Here is a 16,252-nt window from a genome sequence, read left to right as displayed (position 1 = left end):
CCGAACCGTTGGCCCGGGCTCGGGCCGGGCGTTACGCTGCGGCTGCCCCGGAGCGGGCGCGGGAGCCCAGGGGCACGCAAGCGCCAGGTGCCACGTGCCGCGCGCCGCATGCGGCGGGCAGGCGCACGGTAAGGAGGCCCCCGATGCCCGAGCACCCCACCGCCACGGCCTCGTCCGCGACCGCCGCGCCCGCTGACCCTCCTCTGCCCGCCGTCTCGACGATTTCGACGCGGTCCGTCGATCCGGCGGACCGCGTCGAACTGTGGGAGGACTACAACCGGCGGGCCCTGGTGGGCCTGACCTGTTCGCCCTACTCGGAGCAGGGCCTGCTGGCGCGGCAGACCAACTTCCGGCTCGGCGGCCTGCGGCTGGCCGAGATCACCGGCAACGAGCACGTCATCGAGCGGGCCGCGAAGACCTGCCGCGCGCTGCCGAAGGACTCGGTCTTCGCCTCCCTGCTGGTGTCCGGGCGCGGCGTCTTCTTCCACGGCGACGACTGCCTCACCCCGGCCGAGGGCGACCTGGTCCTCTACGACACCCGGCGCTCGTACCTCTTCGGCTTCCCATGCGCCATGCGGCAGTTGCTGGTGGACATCCCGCGCGAGGTGTTCACGGAGAACTGCGCCGCTGGTGGCGTGCCGACGCCGCTGCTGTTCGGCCGGCGGTCGGTGGGCGAGGGCCCGCTGGTCTCCGCGCTGCGGTCGGTACTGGCGGACTTCACGGCGCGGGGCGGTACGGGCGAGCCGGCGGCGACGGCGGCCACCGTGCTCGACCTGGTCCGTTCGCTGGCCGCGTCCCGGCTGGGCGACGGCGCGGCGACGGCCGGACCGGCCTCGCGGCTGGCCGTCGCCGAGGAGTACATCGGCCGGCACCTGTCCGACCCGGCGCTCAGCGCCGGGCGAGTGGCCGAGGCGGTCGGGGTGTCCGCCCGGCAGCTCAGCCGGATCTTCGAGCCGTCCGGCGTGAGCCCCTCCCGCCGCATCCTCGAACTGCGGCTCGCCAGGGCCCGCGAGCAGTTGGCCGACGACGGCTCCCGCCGGTTGACGGTCGCCGAGATCGCGCACCGCTGGGGCTTCGCCAGCCAGGCCCACTTCACCCGCGTCTTCGGCGACCGCTTCGGCCACACGCCGGGGGCGATCCGCCCCGGCCGGTAAGGGCGGCGGGCCTTCGGCCGGGCGGCCTCAACAAACCGAGCGCGGCCCCGTCCCCGCATGCGGCCCGCCATCGAGTCCGAAGCCCGCCCCCGGCGTACGGCCGGGCGCCTGCCCCAACTCGTCGGGCGCGGCCCCGGCCCGGCCCGGCCCCACACGCGGCCCGACATCCAGCCCGAAGCCTGCCCCCGGTGTGCGACCCACATCCGCCCCTCCCTCGGCTGCGCCATACGCCCGTACGCCCGGCACAGCCCGCGGCACAGCCCACGGCACAGCGGCCCGCCCTGACCTCCGTCAGGGCGGGCCGGCTACACACGTGGACACCCCTCAGCGGAGCGCCCTCGTCAGGTGATGGCGAAGTCGTCCGCGTACACGCTGTTCTGGCCGTACCAGCCGTGGGTGTAGACGGTGATGGTGCCGGTGGCGCCGGTGGTGAAGGGGACGGTGAGCTTGGTCCAGTCGCCGGCGGCGGACCAGGCGCTCGCCGTGGCGTCGCCCTTGACGCCGATGTAGGCGTAGCCGCCCTGGACCCAGCCGGTCAGGTTGTAGCGGGTGTTGGGGTTCAGGGTGAGCGTCTGCGCGCATTCGCCGGTCTGGCTGCCGGTGGGCGAGACGCGCAGTGCGTGGGTGCCGGAGTGCACGGGGGTGTCGACCACCGCGCCGCCCGGCTGGCAGGTCCACGGTCCGAGGCCGCCGGTCTCGAAGCCGCCGTTGACGGGGGTGCCCTCGCCGCCGGGTCCGGTGACGGTCAGGGTGTAGGTGGCCGAGTGGCTGACGGCTCCGGCCGTGCCCTTGACCGTGATCGGGTAGCGGCCGGGTACGGCGGTCGCGGCGGCGGTGACGGTGAGCTTGGCCGTGCCGCCGGCGGTCACGCTCGTCGGGTCGACGGTGGCCGTGACGCCGGCCGGGGCGCCCTGGGTGGTCAGTTCGACGCGCTGGGCGGTGCCGTTGGTGACGGCGGTGGTCACGGTCGCGGTGGCGGAGCCGCCTTGGGGGACGGTCGCCGCGCCGGGCGCGGTGGCGAGGGAGAAGTCGTCGGCGGCGGGCCCGCCGCCGGTGAACGGCTCGAAGGCGTGGCTGAAGAACCACGTGTCCTGCTCGATGCCGGAGCAGGTGTCGGAGCCGCCGGTGCCGGGGCAGCCGCCGTTGTCGCGCTGGAGCGCCCAGAAGGAGAGGGTGTTGATGCCCTTCTCGACGGCCCAGTTGTAGACGGTGGCGGCGTCGGCGGTGGTGAACGTCTCGCCCGGGCCGTAGTCGTCGATGCCGGGCATCTCGGTGACGCCGATCATGCCCCAGAGCTGTGCGGGGGTCTTGCCGGGGTAGAGCTGGGCGAGCTGGCTCTGCAGCCCGGCGGCGGAGCGCTGGGTGTCGAGGGCCATCTGGTGGGTGGCGCCGTCGTAGTAGTCGAAGGTCATGATGTTGACGACGTCGACGCGGGCGCCGTTGCTCACCGCGTTGCGCAGCACGGCCAGCCCGCTGTCCGCGAGGCCGCTCGTCGTCGTGGGGAGGGTGTACGAGAACTGGATGGAGCGGCCGTTGGCGGCGGCCCAGTCCTGCACCTTCTTGATGGCCTTGTTGCGGCGGTCGATGCCGGCGCTGTTGGTGAGGGAGTTGTCCTCGATGTCGAGGTCGATGCGGGGGATGTCGTAGGTGGTGATGACCTTCTCGAACGCGGCGGCTATCGCGTCGACGTCCGTGCAACTGTCGGCGATCTCCGTGCCGTTGTGGGTGGCGGTGTAGCCGCCGAACGAGGGGATGACGTCACCGCCGCGCGAGCGGATGGTGGTGAAGTCCTTGCCGAAGATCTCGGGCGAGACCGGCTGGGCCTGGTTGCCGTTCCAGTACGGGGTGCAGGAGCCCTTGGTGGCGGTCTGCAGGAACGCCATGGTCAGGTACTTCACCCCGGCTTTCGCGGCGAGGTCGGCGGGGTTGTCGTTGCTGTACGCCTCGAAGTACGGGGCGAATACGTGCGGGGGCAGGGCTTTGGCCGCGTGGGCCGTCCCCCCGATCCCCAGCACCAGGCCCGCCGAGGCGGCGAGGGTGGCCAGTGCGGTGAGGCCTGCCCGGAGCGGTCTGAAACGTCTCATGCGTTCTCCCGGTGGGTGGGACGGCGCGTGTGCGGCGCGCCGCCGCTGTTCCGTGGGGGAACAGCGGTACTGGACGTACAGGAGGAACCGGCTCACATGATTGGACTAGACCAAGCCCCCGTCAAGGTGTTCGCACAACTGGCGGCCCTCCGGCGGGATTCGGCGGGGCCACGACGGCTACCGGCGGGCTTCGGCAGGGGGCCGACGACGGCTACCGGCGAGCCTCGACGGAGGGCCGATGACGACTACCGGCGGCCCGGTGCCGCCGCCTCCAGCTCCGCCACGCTCCCGGACATGATGGTGCGGATGTGCTCGGTGATGTGCTCGGCGGGCCAGTCCCACCAGGCGAGCGCGACCAGCCGCTCGACGGTCTCGTCGTCGAAGCGGCGCCGAATGAGCCGGGCCGGGTTGCCGCCGACGATGCCGTAGTCCGGCACGTCGTCGACGACCACGGAGCCCGAGGCGATGACCGCGCCGTGGCCGATCCGGACGCCGGGCATCACGGTGGCCCGGTACCCGAACCACACGTCGTTGCCGACCACGGTGTCGCCCCTGCCGGGCAGCCCCGTGATGAGGTCGAAGTGGTCGGTCCAGGAGCCGCCCATGATGGGGAACGGGAACGTCGACGGCCCGTCCATGCGGTGGTTGGCGCCGTTCATGATGAACCGCACGCCCTCCCCCAGCGCGCAGAACTTCCCGATGACCAGCCTCTCCGGCCCGTAGTGGTACAGCACGTTGCGCGTCTCGAACGCCTCCGGATCGTCCGGGTCGTCGTAGTACGAGAACTCCCCGACCTCGATCAACGGCGACGTGACCAGCGGCTTGAGCAGCACCACCCGCGGCTGCCCGGGCATCGGGTGGACGACGGTCGGGTCGGCGGGCAGCAGCGGGGAACCGGCTGACATGACGGATCGGACTCCTCGAATGGTGCGGTATGACCCGTTCATGATCGCAACGCTCCTCGCCGCGGGCGAACCATTTCTCCTCGCCGCGAGCGAATCAATTCCCCGTACGGCCCGGAGCCCCGCTACGGACAGCACGGCCGTACGGGCCGGGGCCCGGCGCCACAAGGCGCGCCGGCCGCTCAGTGGGCGGTCCAGCCGCCGTCCATGGTCAGCGAGGCCCCGGTGACGAAGGAGCTGCGCGGGCCGCAGAGGTAGGCGACGGCCTCGGCCACTTCAGCCGGCTCGACCAGCCGCTTCAGGGCGGAGTCGGCGAGCAGGATCTCGGTGAGCACACGCTCGGCGGGGATGCCGTGGGTGGCCGCCTGGTCCGCGAGCTGCTTCTCGACGAGCGGGGTGCGGACGTAACCGGGGTTGACGCAGTTGGACGTGACGCCGTGCTCGGCGCCTTCGAGGGCGGTGACCTTGGAGAGCCCTTCGAGGCCGTGCTTGGCGGCGACGTACGCGCACTTGTAGGGCGAGGCCCGCAGCCCGTGCACGGAGGAGATGTTCACGATCCGCCCCCACCCCTGCCCGTACATGTGCGGCAGCGCGCCCCGTACAAGCCGGAAGGGGGCCTCCAGCATGACCGTGAGCACGGTCGAGAAGACCTCGGGCGGGAACTCCTCGATGGGGCGGACGAGCTGGATGCCCGCGTTGTTGACGAGGATGTCCGTACCGGCCGCGGCGCGCTCGGCGGCGTCGAGATCGGTGAGGTCGAGGGTCACCGGCTCGACGGGCCCCGCGAGCCCGGCGGCCCGGCCCGCCAGCTCCGCCAGGCCCGCGCCGTCCCGGTCCACGGCCCGTACGGCCGCCCCGGCGGCGGCGAGCCGCAGCACGCAGGCGGCGCCGATGCCGCCGGCCGCGCCGGTGACGAGGGCCGTACGGCCGGCGAGGTCGAGGTGGGGGGCTTGGGCGGGGTCCGGCGCGCTGGTGACGGTCATGGGCGCCAGCCTAGGCCGCTGCCCTCGGCGTACGGGTGGAGGGGTTCGGCCCGCCCTTCCGCACGCGGCCCGGCGGCCGGGCGGCCCGTCCCCGCCGCCGGGAGGTACCATCGCGCGGCGTTCTTGGTGCGGAGGCGTCCGGAGGCATCACTGGCCTTCAGCGGCATCACTGGCCTTCAGAAGCATCACTGGCCTTCAGAAGCATCAGTGGCGTTCAGTGGCATCGGTGGCGATTGCGTACGGCGGGAGTGGCGGGTGACGGAGGGGCTGCGACTGCGGGTTCCGGTCGGGGGCGACGCGGTGCGGTGGGTGACGCGGAGCCGGACCCGCCGGGTGCTCTTCGTCGTGCACAACGTGACGTCGGCGACCCGGCTGCTCGATGTGCTGCCGCTGTTCCGCGACGACCTGCGGGTGCAGGCGCTGGCCACGTGCACCGGGTCCTCGCCCTTCCTCGCCGGGGTCCCGGAACTCCTCGCGGCGGCGGAGCTGCCGGTGCTGCCGTGGGAGCAGGCGAAGGAGACGCCGGTGGACCTCGTGGTGTCGGCGAGCTACGGCGGCGAACTGGAGCTTCTTCAGGGCAAGTTGGCCGTGCTGTCACACGGCATTGGCTACAATAAGAGGCTGGCGACACCGGACACCGGACACCGGACACCGGACACCGGACACCGGACACCGGACACCGGACACCGGTCGCCTCCGCCCGTTTTCGGCCTCTCCCGCGAGTGGCTGCTGCATGACGGCCGCCCCATCGCGTCGGCGACCGTCCTCTCCCACCCCGAACAGCTCGCGCGCCTGACCGCCGCCTGCCCCGAAGCCGCCGCGACCGCCGTGCTCGCGGGCGACCCTTGTTACGACCGGGCCCTCGACGCCCGGCCGCTGCGCGAGCGCTTCCGCCGCGCGCTCGGCGTCGCCCCCGGCCAGCGGCTGATCCTGGTCAACTCCACCTGGTCGCCACGGGCGCTCTTCGGCGACGGCCACGGAACCGACAGCGGCGGCGACGAGGACCGTACGGGCCTGGGCCCCGACGGCCCCGACGACGGCGACCCGCTCCCCTCGCTCGCTCCCGACGGCGACCTGCTCCCCTCACTGCTCCCCCGCCTCGCGTCGGAACTCCCCGCCGACGAGTACCGCACGGCGGCCGTCCTGCATCCCAACATCTGGTACGGCCACGGCTCCGGGCAGGTACGGGCCTGGCTCGACGGGGCGCGGCGGGCCGGGCTCACCCTCATATCCCCGCTCGACGGCTGGCGCCAGGCCCTGCTCGCCGCCGACTGCGTGCTCGGCGACCACGGATCGGTGACCTTCTACGCCGCCGCCCTCGGCACGCCCGTCCTGCTGGGCGCCTTCGCCGACGCCGACCTCGACCCGGACTCCCCCGTCGCCGCCCTCGGCCGCACCGCGCCCCGGCTCCGCCCCCACGACAGCCTGCGCGCTCAGCTCGATCGTGTGATGGTCCGTCATGACGCGGCCCGCTACTCGGAGTTGGCTGAACAGACCACCTCGGACCCGGGCCGTTCGGCCGCGCTGCTCCGCCGGGCCTTCTACCGCCTCATCGGCATCCCCGAACCCGCCGCGCCCGCGCTCCTCGACCGGCTGCCGCTCCCGCCGTACGAACCGGCCGAGCGCACCGCGCCGCTGCGGGTGCTGACCCGGCTGCTCGGCGCCGGTCCGCCGGAGATCGCGGTCGCCCGCTACGCCGACCCGGCGCGCGAGCCCGTACCGTCGGGCCCGGAGACGGAGGCGGACGCGGCGCACACCGTCGTGCACGAGGACACCCTGGACACCGACCGCCTGCGGATCGCCGATGTCATCGTGCGGTACGGGCCGCGCGACGACCCGCGCCTGGGCCCGCCGGCCGCCTGGGCGGCGGACGTCCTCGCCCGTCATCCGCACTGCGCGCTCGCCGCGTACGTGACCGGCGCGGGCCGCTTGACCGCGCGCACCCGCGCCGGCGACGTGGTTCACCTGACCGGCGCGCCCGACCCCCTGGGCCGCCCGGACCTGACGGACCCGGCCGCCTACGCGTCCGCCCTGCACGCCTGGCTCTCGGGCGGCAAGTCCCTGGACGAGGCGACGGCGGCGGGCATCGTCGTGGTGACGGGCGCCTCGCGCCGCCGCGTCACCGTCGAGCGTGCCGCCGCCGCACACCCCGAGTAGCCGCCCGGCCGAGCGGCCCCGCCCTCAGCCCGACTCCCCCAGCCGCGCGTCCAGCCGCGCCACCGCGGCGCCGTCCCCCAACGCCTCGTACAAACCGCGCGCCACCCGCAGATGGCGGGCCTCGTCCGCCCTGTCCGACAGCGCTCTGGCGCAGGCGGCGCGCAGTTCGGCGGCGTCCGCCTGCTGGAGGGCTGCGCCTTCCGAGTCCAGTACCGCCAGGGCCTCGTCCAGGGGTGTCCGGGCGGCGGCCGGCTCGCCGGCGCCGAGCAGGGTCTCGCCGAGGCTCATGCGCACGCGGGCCTCGTTGTAGCGGTCGCGCTGGGGAAGATCGTGGAACTGGGTCAGGGCGTAGCGGAGTTGGAGTACGGCGTCGGCGTGCCGGCCCTGGCCGCGCAGGGCGCGGCCGATGTGGTGCTCCAGGAGCGCCAGTCCGCGCGGTACGTCCTGTTCGCCGTCCTCGCCCGGCTCGATGGCCCGCAGGATGTCCTTCGCCTGCCGGAAGCACTCCTCGGCGTCCTCGTACCGCCACTGCCTCAGCCGCACCAGGCCGAGCGATTCCACGGCGGTGGCCTGTCCGCGGCGGTGGCCGGCCCGCTCGTCCGCCGCCGCCGCGTCGGCCAGTTCCCTCGCCGCGTCCGGCAATTGGCCGCGTCCCATGTAGGCGAAGGCCAGTTGGGTGCGCATCCGGCCCTCCGCCCGCGGGTCGCCGAACTCCTCGGCGCGGCGCGCGGCGGCCCGTACGCCCCTGCGGTGGGTCGAGACCCACTGCTCGTGCAGGCCCAGCCGCAGGTGCAGCGACCAGGTCGCTTCGCACAACTGCCATACGAGGTCGTCGAATCCGTACTCCTCGGCGGCGCGCACGGCCTCGGCGAGGTTGTCGTGCTCGCGCCGGAGCGCGGCGAGGGCCGTACGGGCGGAGTCGAAGCCGATGCCGTCGTCCGCCCCCAACTGTCCGTAGGCGGGGCCGAGGTGCCAGCGGCCGGGGATGACGCGGGCGTCGGCGGCCACGGCGAAGCGCAGGTACCACAGGGCCATGCGACGCACGGCGTCCGCCGTTCCCCTGCGGCCGTCCTCCTCGTGGGCGCGCCGCTCGGCGTGGCGCCGTACGACGTCGTGGAGGCGGTAGCGCTCCTCGCCGACCTCTTCCAGCAGGTGGACGTCGGCGAGGTCTTCGAGGAGGCGGCGCGCCTCGTCCTCGCGGACGCCGGCGGCCGCGGCGGCGGCTCCGACGGGGATGCCGGGCCAGGGGCGGAGGCCGAGCAGCCGGTAGAGGCGGGCGGCCGGGGCGGGGAGGTCGCGGTAGGAGAGGTCGGTGGCGCGGTGGGCGGGGTCGTCGTCGGCACGGTCGGCTGCGTCGCCCATGGCTGTCGGGCCTCCAGGTCCGGATGCGGCGTCTCGGCGGGCGAACTCCCGCTCCAAAACCTGCCAGTTGAGGTGGTCGCGCACCGCGACCCGCGCCCCGGTCTCGCAGAGCGCGAGCGGCAGCCCGCCGCACCGGGCCGCGACCGCCTCGGCGTGCGGGCGGTGCGGCGCGACGCGGTCGGCGCCGACGATGCGCGTCAGCAGGGTCACGGAGTCCGCGGCGGTCAGCGGGTCGAGGCGGATGACGCGGGCGCCGTAGTCGCGTACGAGCTCGGGCAGTCGGTGGCGGCTGGTGACGAGGACGAGGGAGTCGGGGGCGGCGGTGAGGAGGGGCGTGAGCTGCGCGGCCGAGTGGGCGTTGTCGAGCACGACGACCATGCGGCGGCCGGCCGTGCAATCGCGGTAGAGGTCGGCCTGGCCCTGTTCGTCGGCCGGCGTCCGGTCGGGCGGCACGCCGAGGGCGGCGAGGAACCGTACGAGCGCGGTGGATGGGGCGACGGCGGTCCGCGCCGACTCCCCTTGGAGATTGGTGTGGAGCTGTCCGTCGGGGAAGCGGCCCGCCAGCGCGCGGGCGCAGTGGATGGCGGTCGCGGTCTTGCCGATGCCCCCCGGCCCGACCAGGACGACGACGCGCGGGCCCGTTTCCCCGTCGCCCGTGCCTCCGTCGCCCGTGTTCCCGCCGCCGTCCGGGCCGTCGAGCAGCGCGGTGATGTCGGCGAGGACGTGGTCGCGGTTGGTGAACACGGCCGTTCCGGGCGGGAGCAGTCGCGGCCGGGCCACGGCGGCGGGGGCGGCGGGTTCCAGCCAGCGGGCCGTGCGCAGCCACGCCGCGAGGTCGTCGGCGAACCCGGGTTCGCGGCGGGCCTCTTCGATGAGCAGGGCGGCCAGCCGCCGCCGTTCATCGTCGTCGGCGGGGGCCGCGAACCGTGTGACGCCGTCGTCGCCTCGGTGCCACAGCCGCCGTACGAGCCCGGCCAGCCCTTCCGAGGTGCGTCTGCCCAGCTCGCCGGCGGCCCCCGACATGGCCCCCTGCCCCACCGTGTTGAGCGCCGACAGCACCGCCGTCGTGGTGAACGGATCCACGGTTTCCTCCCCAGTTCGCCGCTCCGGTCACGTTATCGGGAAGATCACCGGCATGGGAGTGCGTGGGGAGTACGTGGGAATGGGCAGGGAGTCCGCGCGGGGGCAGCGCCCGTGCGCCGTATGCCGTGCGCGGGCCCGGCTCCGCGCGGGGCGGGGCCGGGCCCGTACTGGGTCAGCGGGCGGTGGCGGCCGTCCTGGCGGCGGGGTCGGGCTGCTGCCCGGACGCCGCCTTGGGGACGAGGAGCCGTTCGGCGAGGTGGCCGTAGAGCAGGCCGAAGCCGGTCCACAGGACGAGTTGGATGGTCAGGGCGGTGAGCCGGAACTGCCAGAGCAGCGTGGCCGGGAAGCCTTCGGGCACCTCGTCGATCGCGGGCAGGACGGCGTAGGCGACGCCGATGACGACGGCGAAGGCGGCCCCGGCCGTGACGGTCGCGTACCAGTTGCCGAGCCTGGGGGCGAGCCGGCGGCCCAGGATGAGGGCGCCGACGGCGAGCAGGACGCTGAGCGCGATCATCAGGAAGTAGAGCGTGGTGCGCTTGCCGATGGTGTCGGGGTCGCCGACGGCCGGCGGGTTGGCCGGGTACTTCAGGAACGGCACGACATAGACGGTCAGCAGCGCGCCGAGGGAGATCAGGACGGCGGTGGCCCGCGGGCCGAACCCGCCGACCCGCCCCAGAGCGACGCAGAAGGCGAGGGCCGCGATGCCGCCGAGCGCGACGCCGTAGATCAGGACGCCGGTGGCGAGCCCGCCCGTGGCCTGGAGGGTGCGGCTGACCAGTTCGACGCCGTGGTCATGGCTGTGCCCGTCCTCGTACGCGATGGCGGAGTCGACCTTCGACTCGCCGAGCAGGTAGGCGACGAGGAGGGCGGGTACGCCGGCGGCGAGGCCGGCGAGCATGCCGCGTACGAGCAGGGCCCGTACGGATATGGAGTTCACGAGTGCGTTCCCCTTGTTCCGGGTGTCGGTGCGCGGTGGCGGGTGTCAGTGGCAGGGGAAGCCGAGGAGATGGCGGCCGTCGTGCACCCACTCGTGCACGTCGGCGCCGGAGATGAGCGAGGTGGCGCCCTGCTCGGCGCCGACGAAGTAGAGGAGCACCAGCATCAGGACGCCGAAGAAGACGGCCCAAGGGGCGATCTTCTTCAGGGAGATGGGGGTGATCGCCGGTGCCGCTGGGGCCTTCGGGGCAGGGGCGGCGGGGTGTGCCATGGCAGAACCTCCTGGGGAACACGCGTCCCGGTCGTTGGTGCCGTGGACGACGGTGCGGGGTCTGACTTCCCTGCCGCCGCCCGGAGTCGGGGCGTCGGCCTGGTTCACAGTGGCGCGACCGTGCCGGATTCTCACCGGACTTCCGTCACACCGTCGTCATGTCCACGCGACCGTACCGCGCCGTGATCCGCGCCGCCACGGTGCGCGGCGGTCCGGATGCCGTACGCCCCGGCGTCGGCCGCCGCGACGGCCGTGATCTCCTGGGGGCCGCAAGTCGAACGCTCCGGCGCACAGCCGACGGCACGCGGAGGAATGGGGGCACGATGACGGGGCGAGTACGGGTGCTGCTGGTGACGCCGGCGGTCGGCGCGGAGCTGCGGGAGGCGCGGTTCGGCGACGACGCTCCGCTGGACGGCGCGGGGTCGCGGCAGGCGCGCGCCGTGGCGGGCGGGCTGCCGCGCTCCGACCGCCAGGCGCGCGCGGAGTCCCGGCGGTGCCGGGAGACGGCACAGGCGCTGGGGCTGGCGGCGGCGGACGCGGTTCCCGCCCTCGGTGACCTGGACGCGGGCCGCTGGCGGGGCCGGTCGCTGGCGGAGGTGGCCGGGGCCGAGCCCGCGGCGGTGGCCGAGTGGCTGGCGGACCCCGAAGCCGCGCCGCACGGCGGCGAGTCCGTTGCCGCGCTGGTCGCGCGGGTCGGGGGCTGGCTGGCGAGCTGCGCGGAGGGCCGACTGCTCGCCGTCGCGGAGCCCGCGGCCGTACGGGCGGCGGTCGTGTACGCGGTCGGCCTCCCCCCGCAGGTCTTCTGGCGGCTCGACGTGCCGCCGCTGACGCTGACGGAGCTGACCGGCGGCGCGGGGCGGTGGAATCTGCGCTGCGGCCGGCCGCTCGGGGCCGGGCCCCCGGAACCCTGGACTTAGTAGGACGTCCAACTATATGTTCGTGGGCAGGCTCGCGTCCCCCGCCCCGACGCGTCGCGCCCGCCGCTTCCACCCGCAAGTCGCCGCGTGGCGGCACGCCCCGCCCCCGGCCATACCCCCCTTTGACGAGAACAGGTTCCGCCACATGACCACCCCTCCCCCCGACGACGAGGTCCTCTTCCGCAAGGACGGCCGGGCGGGCCGGATCGTCCTCAACCGCCCCCGGGCGCTGAACGCCCTCACCCACTCCATGGTCCGGCGCATCGACGCCGCGCTCCGCGCGTGGGAGCTCGACGACGACGTGGCCACCGTGGTCATCACCGGGGCCGGTGAGCGCGGCCTGTGCGCGGGCGGCGACATCCGCTCCATCCACGCGGACGCCACCACCGCGGGCGGCGACGCCTCGGCCGGCTTCTGGCGCGACGAGTGCCTGCTCAACGCCCGTATCGCCGAGTACCCCAAGCCGTATGTGGCGATCATGGACGGCATCGTCATGGGCGGCGGGGTCGGGGTCTCCGCGCACGGCGGCGTCCGGGTCGTCACGGAGCGGTCGCGGGTCGCCATGCCGGAGACCGCCATCGGCTTCGTCCCCGACGTGGGCGGCACCCATCTCCTCGCCCAGGCCCCCGGCGAGCTGGGCACCCATCTCGCCCTGACCTCTTCCTCCATGGGCGCGGCCGACGCGCTGCTGTGCGGTTTCGCCGACCATTTCGTCCCGTCCGACCGGCTGGGAGCGCTCGTGGCGGCCCTGGCCACCACGGACGCGGACGCCGCCGTACGGGCGGAGGCGCGCCCCGCGCCGCCGGGCGTGTTCGAGGAGTGGCGGGAGTGGATCGACCCCTGCTACGCGTCCGGCACGGTCGAGGAGATCGTCGAGCGGCTCTCGGACACCGGGATCGCGGCGGCCAAGGAGGCCGCCGAGCAGATCATGGGGAAGTCGCCGACGGCCCTGAAGGTGACCCTGCGCGCGCTGCGCTCCGCCCGTTCCCTCGGCGCGCTGCGGCCCGTACTCGACCAGGAGTTCCGCGTCTCGTGCGCGGCGTTCGCCCTGCCCGACCTCGTGGAGGGCATCCGCGCCCAGGTGATCGACAAGGACCGGCGGCCGCGCTGGTCGCCGGCGACGCTCCAGGCGGTGACCGACGACGACGTGGCCCGGTTCTTCGCGCCGCTCGGCGACGCCGAACTCGGGCTCGGTCCGGCTGCGGCCGGCCCGGCCGCCGAGGTCAGCAGGGGCGGCGCCAGGCGTCCAGCTTCAGGCGCTTCTGCATCGAGCTGAGCCCGAGCCGCTTGCTCTGGTCGCAGAACTCGCCCGGCTCCAGCTTGTATTCGACGTGGAAGACGGCTTTGCCGTGCTCGATGAAGGGCCGCAGTGCGGCGCACTCGCCGAACTGCGCGCACTCCTCGTTCACGGCGAAGTCGAAGTCGCCGACCAACTGCGGTATCTGGTCGACGTCGTTCTTGAGCCCGACGGAGAGGCCGCGTTCATGGGCCAGGCCGGCGATCATGCGGTTGTAGGCGAGTTGCTGCGCGGCGGTGACGGTGAACCCGGTGCGGTTGCGGTACGCCTCGGTGAGGTCGGGTTCCACCGCGTCGAACCCCTTCTTCCGGCACATGTCCATGCGGGCGGCCATCATCGGGCGGAGCCGGTCCGGTCGGCGGATGTCCAGCCACCGCTCGCCGCCCCAGCCGTTGTTGGCGCCCAGCAGCTTCTCGGAGAACTTGGCGTGGTCGGGCCGGAAGCTCTCCCAGGCGCCGACGTTGAGGTAGCAGATGACCTTGGCGCCGCGGGCGTGCAGGGCGGCGACGGTCCGCGCGCTGTTCTCGAAGCCGTCGATGTCGTACACGGGGACGGGCACGCTGGTGTCGACGCGGCCGTCGAGCTGCCATTGCCAGGCGGTGCCGGGCTCGGGCTGCCAGCGGTGCCCGGCGGGGGACGCCTGACGCGGCTCGGGCAGGCCGGCCTGGGTGCAGCCCGCGACGGCCAGGGCGAGCAGGACGAGCAGCGCGGCGCGGACGGGTCGTACGGTCACCAGTGTCCTACCTTTCTTGTCGAGTCGCGGCCGCCGGCGGCGCGGTCTGCCAGGGGTTGGCCCCGGCTCCGGGGACCGCGTAGTGCACGGCGGCGCCGCGCCGTTCGGCGGTCCGGGCCACGTCGTCGGCGCGGCCGTGCGGCACGGCGTAGACGAGGTGGCAGAAGCGGCGCGGCGGGTGGCCGTGCGCCCAGGCCGGGACCTCGGCGCGCTGGTACGTCGCCCAGTCGCCCTCGAAGGTGACGAGGAGGTCGGCGATCTCGGCGTACGCCGGGTCGGGGTACGTGCCGGGGTTGAGCACGGTGCGGTGCGCGCCCAGCACCCGGGCGGCGACGGCCAGTCTGCGGTAGCGGGGGACGAGCGCGGCCTGTGCCGCGGCCTGGTCGAGGAAGACGCCGTCGACGCCGTACCACTTGCGGTGGCGGCGGATGTCCGCGACGACGGCGCGCAGCGGGCGGCGGCCGTATCCGGTGTCGACGTAGCCGAGGAGCGGTACGCCGGCGCCGCGCAGCCGGGTGGCGGCGGCGGTGAAGGCGGGGTCGGGGCGGGTGCCGGGGCCGTCCGCGGCGTTGAGGATCACCCCTTCGAGCCGGGTCGCGGTGCGCAGCAGCGCCGTCCATGCCTGGGGGGCGACGGCGGGGTGGACGTACAGCGGTACGAGCAGCCGTCGCCCCGTATCGCACGCGGGGGCGGTCATCGCGCGGGCTCCGCGCTGCGGTCGTGGGCGGCCCAGAGGTCGGCGAGGGAGTCGTCGAGGGGGCGGCGCGGTGTCCAGCCGAGGGCGGTGCGGGCGGTGGTGATGTCGGCCTGCTGCCAGGGCACGGCCGGGGAGCGCCGCGATCCGTGGCCGCCCTCGTCGACGCGGCCGCGGAACCCGGCGGCGCGGGCGAGCCCTTCGGCGAGGGCGCGGGCGGGCCGGGCGGTGCCGCTGCCGATGTTGATGAGGCGGGGCAGGGGGCCGGGCGCGGTGACGGCGCGGGCCACGGCGTCGGCGACGTCGCGGGCGTCGACGAAGTCGCGGCAGGCGGAGAGGTCGCCGACGGCGACGGTGCCGTCGGGGCCGGCGCGGCGCAGTTCGGCGGCGAGCCGGCCGGGCAGGGTGGCTTCGGGCGCGTACGGGCCGACGGGGTTGAAGACGCGGAGCACGACGGCGTCCAGGGGGGATTCGGTGACGGCGAGGGTGCCGGCGAGTTTGGTGGCGCCGTAGAGGCCGAGCGGCCGGGCCGGGTCGCACTCGGCGGAGGGGCGGGGCCCGTCGGGGGCGCCGTATTCGGCGGCGGAGCCGAGGTGGACGAGGCGGGCGCCGGGGGCGGCGGCCTGGAGGGCCTCGCTGAGGAGAGCGGGGCCGCGGGCGTTGGCCCCGGCGAGGTGGAGGGGGCTGCCGCCGGTGGCGCCCGCGCAGTTGACGACGGCGTCGGGGGCGAGGGCGCGCAGGGCGTCGGCGAGGCCGGGTCCGTCGGCGGTGGCGAGGTCCGCGGTGAAGCCGTCGCCGGGGGTACGGGCGGGGGTGCGGCCCCCGTCCGTGACCCGCGCGCCCGGCAGTGCGCGCAGCCGCCGGGCGGTGTGGCCGCCCAGGAAGCCGCCGGCGCCCAGGACGAGGATGCGCATGTCGGCTCGTCACACTCCCTTGATCAGCATGTCGCGGCGGCCGGCGAACTCGGCGTTGGCCCGGTCGTAGTCGTCGGGCCGTCCGATGTCGAGCCAGTAGCCGTCGAACGCGTAGGCGTGGGGCGGGGTGCCCTCGGCGAGCAGGTCGAGGACCAGTTCGTCGAAGCCGAGCGGCAGTCCGGGGGTGTAGCGGGCGAGGGCGTCGCGGGAGATGCCGTAGACGCCCATGGAGACGCGGTAGTCCATGCTGGGCTTCTCGGTGAAACCGACGACGCGGTCGGACTCGGTGGTCAGCACCCCGAAGTCGATGGCGACCTGGCGGGCGTAGGTGGCGATGGTCAGGGGCGCGCCGGAGGAGCGGTGGTCGCGCAGCACGTCGCCGAAGTCGAGGTCGGTGAGGATGTCGCCGTTGAGCGCGAGGAAGTGCTCGGGGAGCCGGTCGAGCATGGTGAGCAGCGGGCCCATGGTGCCGAGGGGGCTGTCCTCGGTGGTGTAGCCGACGCGCAGGCCCCATTGGGCGCCGGTGCCGACGTAGGCGCGGATGATGTGGCCGAGGTGGCCGATGGCGAGGGTGCAGCTCGTGAAGCCGGCGGCGGCGAGCTGGCGCATGACGATCTCCAGGATCGCGTGCTGGTCGCCGATGGGGACGAGGGGCTTGGGCAGCGCGGTGGTGTAGGGGCGCAGGCGGACGCCCTTGCCCCCGGCCAGGATGACTGCGTGCATGGGGTCCTTCTCCTTGGGAACTGACATGGCACTGACTCCTCT

14 protein-coding genes are annotated in these 16,252 nt (G+C 74.5%); 4 read left to right on the top strand and 10 right to left on the bottom strand.

All coding sequences use genetic code 11. The features are described from left to right. Nucleotides 1-143 precede the first annotated feature (143 nt). Entirely contained in the window at nucleotides 144-1,154 is a 1,011-nt protein-coding gene (locus IF55_RS18415; RefSeq protein WP_078644644.1) for a helix-turn-helix domain-containing protein, read from the top strand. A gap of 341 nt (nucleotides 1,155-1,495) precedes the next feature. Here the strand turns inward: IF55_RS18415 and IF55_RS18410 are convergent, their stop codons facing one another. The 3 genes from IF55_RS18410 to IF55_RS18400 form a co-directional block, all read right to left on the bottom strand. Further along, nucleotides 1,496-3,238, bottom strand: a complete 1,743-nt coding sequence (locus IF55_RS18410; RefSeq protein ID WP_048832137.1) for a carbohydrate binding domain-containing protein — start codon at nucleotides 3,236-3,238, stop codon at nucleotides 1,496-1,498. 245 nt (nucleotides 3,239-3,483) lie between these two features. After that, entirely contained in the window at nucleotides 3,484-4,143 is a 660-nt protein-coding gene (locus tag IF55_RS18405; protein WP_030883041.1) for a CatB-related O-acetyltransferase, read from the bottom strand. Nucleotides 4,144-4,322: 179 nt separating this feature from the next. Next, nucleotides 4,323-5,123 (bottom strand): 3-hydroxybutyrate dehydrogenase, encoded by an 801-nt coding sequence (locus IF55_RS18400; RefSeq protein ID WP_030883039.1) that lies wholly within the window; start codon nucleotides 5,121-5,123, stop codon nucleotides 4,323-4,325. A 255-nt stretch (nucleotides 5,124-5,378) separates the two neighbouring features. On the opposite strand from IF55_RS18400, the gene IF55_RS18395 reads away from it, so the two are divergent. Beyond that, nucleotides 5,379-7,280 (top strand): hypothetical protein, encoded by a 1,902-nt coding sequence (locus IF55_RS18395; protein WP_037965203.1) that lies wholly within the window; start codon nucleotides 5,379-5,381, stop codon nucleotides 7,278-7,280. Between the two features lie 24 nt (nucleotides 7,281-7,304). On the opposite strand, the gene IF55_RS18390 is transcribed toward IF55_RS18395, so the two are convergent. The 3 genes from IF55_RS18390 to IF55_RS18380 form a co-directional block, all read right to left on the bottom strand. After that, on the bottom strand, nucleotides 7,305-9,725 hold the full coding sequence (locus IF55_RS18390) for an ATP-binding protein (RefSeq protein WP_030883035.1): 2,421 nt from the start codon (nucleotides 9,723-9,725) through the stop codon (nucleotides 7,305-7,307). 172 nt (nucleotides 9,726-9,897) lie between these two features. Beyond that, a complete protein-coding gene (locus IF55_RS18385) occupies nucleotides 9,898-10,662 on the bottom strand; it encodes a CbtA family protein (protein ID WP_030883033.1) in 765 nt (254 codons plus the stop codon). 45 nt (nucleotides 10,663-10,707) lie between these two features. Continuing rightward, the gene (locus IF55_RS18380; RefSeq protein WP_030883029.1) at nucleotides 10,708-10,932 is read right to left on the bottom strand and encodes a CbtB domain-containing protein; all 225 of its coding nucleotides are present in this window, start codon (nucleotides 10,930-10,932) and stop codon (nucleotides 10,708-10,710) included. Nucleotides 10,933-11,255: 323 nt separating this feature from the next. On the opposite strand from IF55_RS18380, the gene IF55_RS18375 reads away from it, so the two are divergent. Continuing rightward, a complete protein-coding gene (locus IF55_RS18375) occupies nucleotides 11,256-11,849 on the top strand; it encodes a histidine phosphatase family protein (RefSeq protein WP_030883027.1) in 594 nt (197 codons plus the stop codon). Nucleotides 11,850-11,994: 145 nt separating this feature from the next. Next, nucleotides 11,995-13,125, top strand: coding sequence for an enoyl-CoA hydratase/isomerase family protein (locus IF55_RS18370; protein WP_048832136.1), 1,131 nt, complete (start codon nucleotides 11,995-11,997; stop codon nucleotides 13,123-13,125). Here IF55_RS18370 and IF55_RS18365 read toward each other — a convergent pair. Genes IF55_RS18365 through IF55_RS18350 form a run of 4 tightly spaced genes read right to left on the bottom strand, consistent with a single transcriptional unit; the run spans nucleotide 13,073 to nucleotide 16,210 of the window. After that, complete coding sequence (locus IF55_RS18365) at nucleotides 13,073-13,879, bottom strand: endo alpha-1,4 polygalactosaminidase (protein ID WP_037965201.1); 807 nt, start codon at nucleotides 13,877-13,879, stop codon at nucleotides 13,073-13,075. The two genes, IF55_RS18370 and IF55_RS18365, sit on opposite strands and share 53 nt — an antisense overlap. A 7-nt stretch (nucleotides 13,880-13,886) precedes the next feature. Then, entirely contained in the window at nucleotides 13,887-14,576 is a 690-nt protein-coding gene (locus IF55_RS18360; RefSeq protein WP_030883021.1) for a spherulation-specific family 4 protein, read from the bottom strand. Continuing rightward, nucleotides 14,573-15,487 (bottom strand): NAD-dependent epimerase/dehydratase family protein, encoded by a 915-nt coding sequence (locus tag IF55_RS18355; protein ID WP_030883019.1) that lies wholly within the window; start codon nucleotides 15,485-15,487, stop codon nucleotides 14,573-14,575. The genes IF55_RS18360 and IF55_RS18355 overlap by 4 nt, the downstream gene beginning before the upstream one ends. A 9-nt stretch (nucleotides 15,488-15,496) precedes the next feature. Then, nucleotides 15,497-16,210 (bottom strand): nucleotidyltransferase family protein, encoded by a 714-nt coding sequence (locus tag IF55_RS18350; protein ID WP_030883017.1) that lies wholly within the window; start codon nucleotides 16,208-16,210, stop codon nucleotides 15,497-15,499. Nucleotides 16,211-16,252: the final 42 nt, after the last annotated feature.

Origin of the sequence: Streptomyces varsoviensis, assembly GCF_000718635.1 — a bacterium.
Taxonomy (GTDB): domain Bacteria; phylum Actinomycetota; class Actinomycetes; order Streptomycetales; family Streptomycetaceae; genus Streptomyces; species Streptomyces varsoviensis.
This window is presented reverse-complemented; position numbering and strand designations above follow the sequence as displayed.

Bases quoted from the DNA above. Each gene is read 5' to 3' on its own strand.
- IF55_RS18375 (WP_030883027.1), top strand. From the start codon at position 11,256: ATGACGGGGCGAGTACGGGTGCTGCTGGTGACGCCGGCGGTCGGCGCG.
- IF55_RS18360 (WP_030883021.1), bottom strand. From the start codon at position 14,576: ATGACCGCCCCCGCGTGCGATACGGGGCGACGGCTGCTCGTACCGCTG.
- IF55_RS18355 (WP_030883019.1), bottom strand. From the start codon at position 15,487: ATGCGCATCCTCGTCCTGGGCGCCGGCGGCTTCCTGGGCGGCCACACC.
- IF55_RS18410 (WP_048832137.1), bottom strand. From the start codon at position 3,238: ATGAGACGTTTCAGACCGCTCCGGGCAGGCCTCACCGCACTGGCCACC.
- IF55_RS18370 (WP_048832136.1), top strand. From the start codon at position 11,995: ATGACCACCCCTCCCCCCGACGACGAGGTCCTCTTCCGCAAGGACGGC.
- IF55_RS18415 (WP_078644644.1), top strand. From the start codon at position 144: ATGCCCGAGCACCCCACCGCCACGGCCTCGTCCGCGACCGCCGCGCCC.
- IF55_RS18405 (WP_030883041.1), bottom strand. From the start codon at position 4,143: ATGTCAGCCGGTTCCCCGCTGCTGCCCGCCGACCCGACCGTCGTCCAC.
- IF55_RS18380 (WP_030883029.1), bottom strand. From the start codon at position 10,932: ATGGCACACCCCGCCGCCCCTGCCCCGAAGGCCCCAGCGGCACCGGCG.
- IF55_RS18400 (WP_030883039.1), bottom strand. From the start codon at position 5,123: ATGACCGTCACCAGCGCGCCGGACCCCGCCCAAGCCCCCCACCTCGAC.
- IF55_RS18350 (WP_030883017.1), bottom strand. From the start codon at position 16,210: ATGCACGCAGTCATCCTGGCCGGGGGCAAGGGCGTCCGCCTGCGCCCC.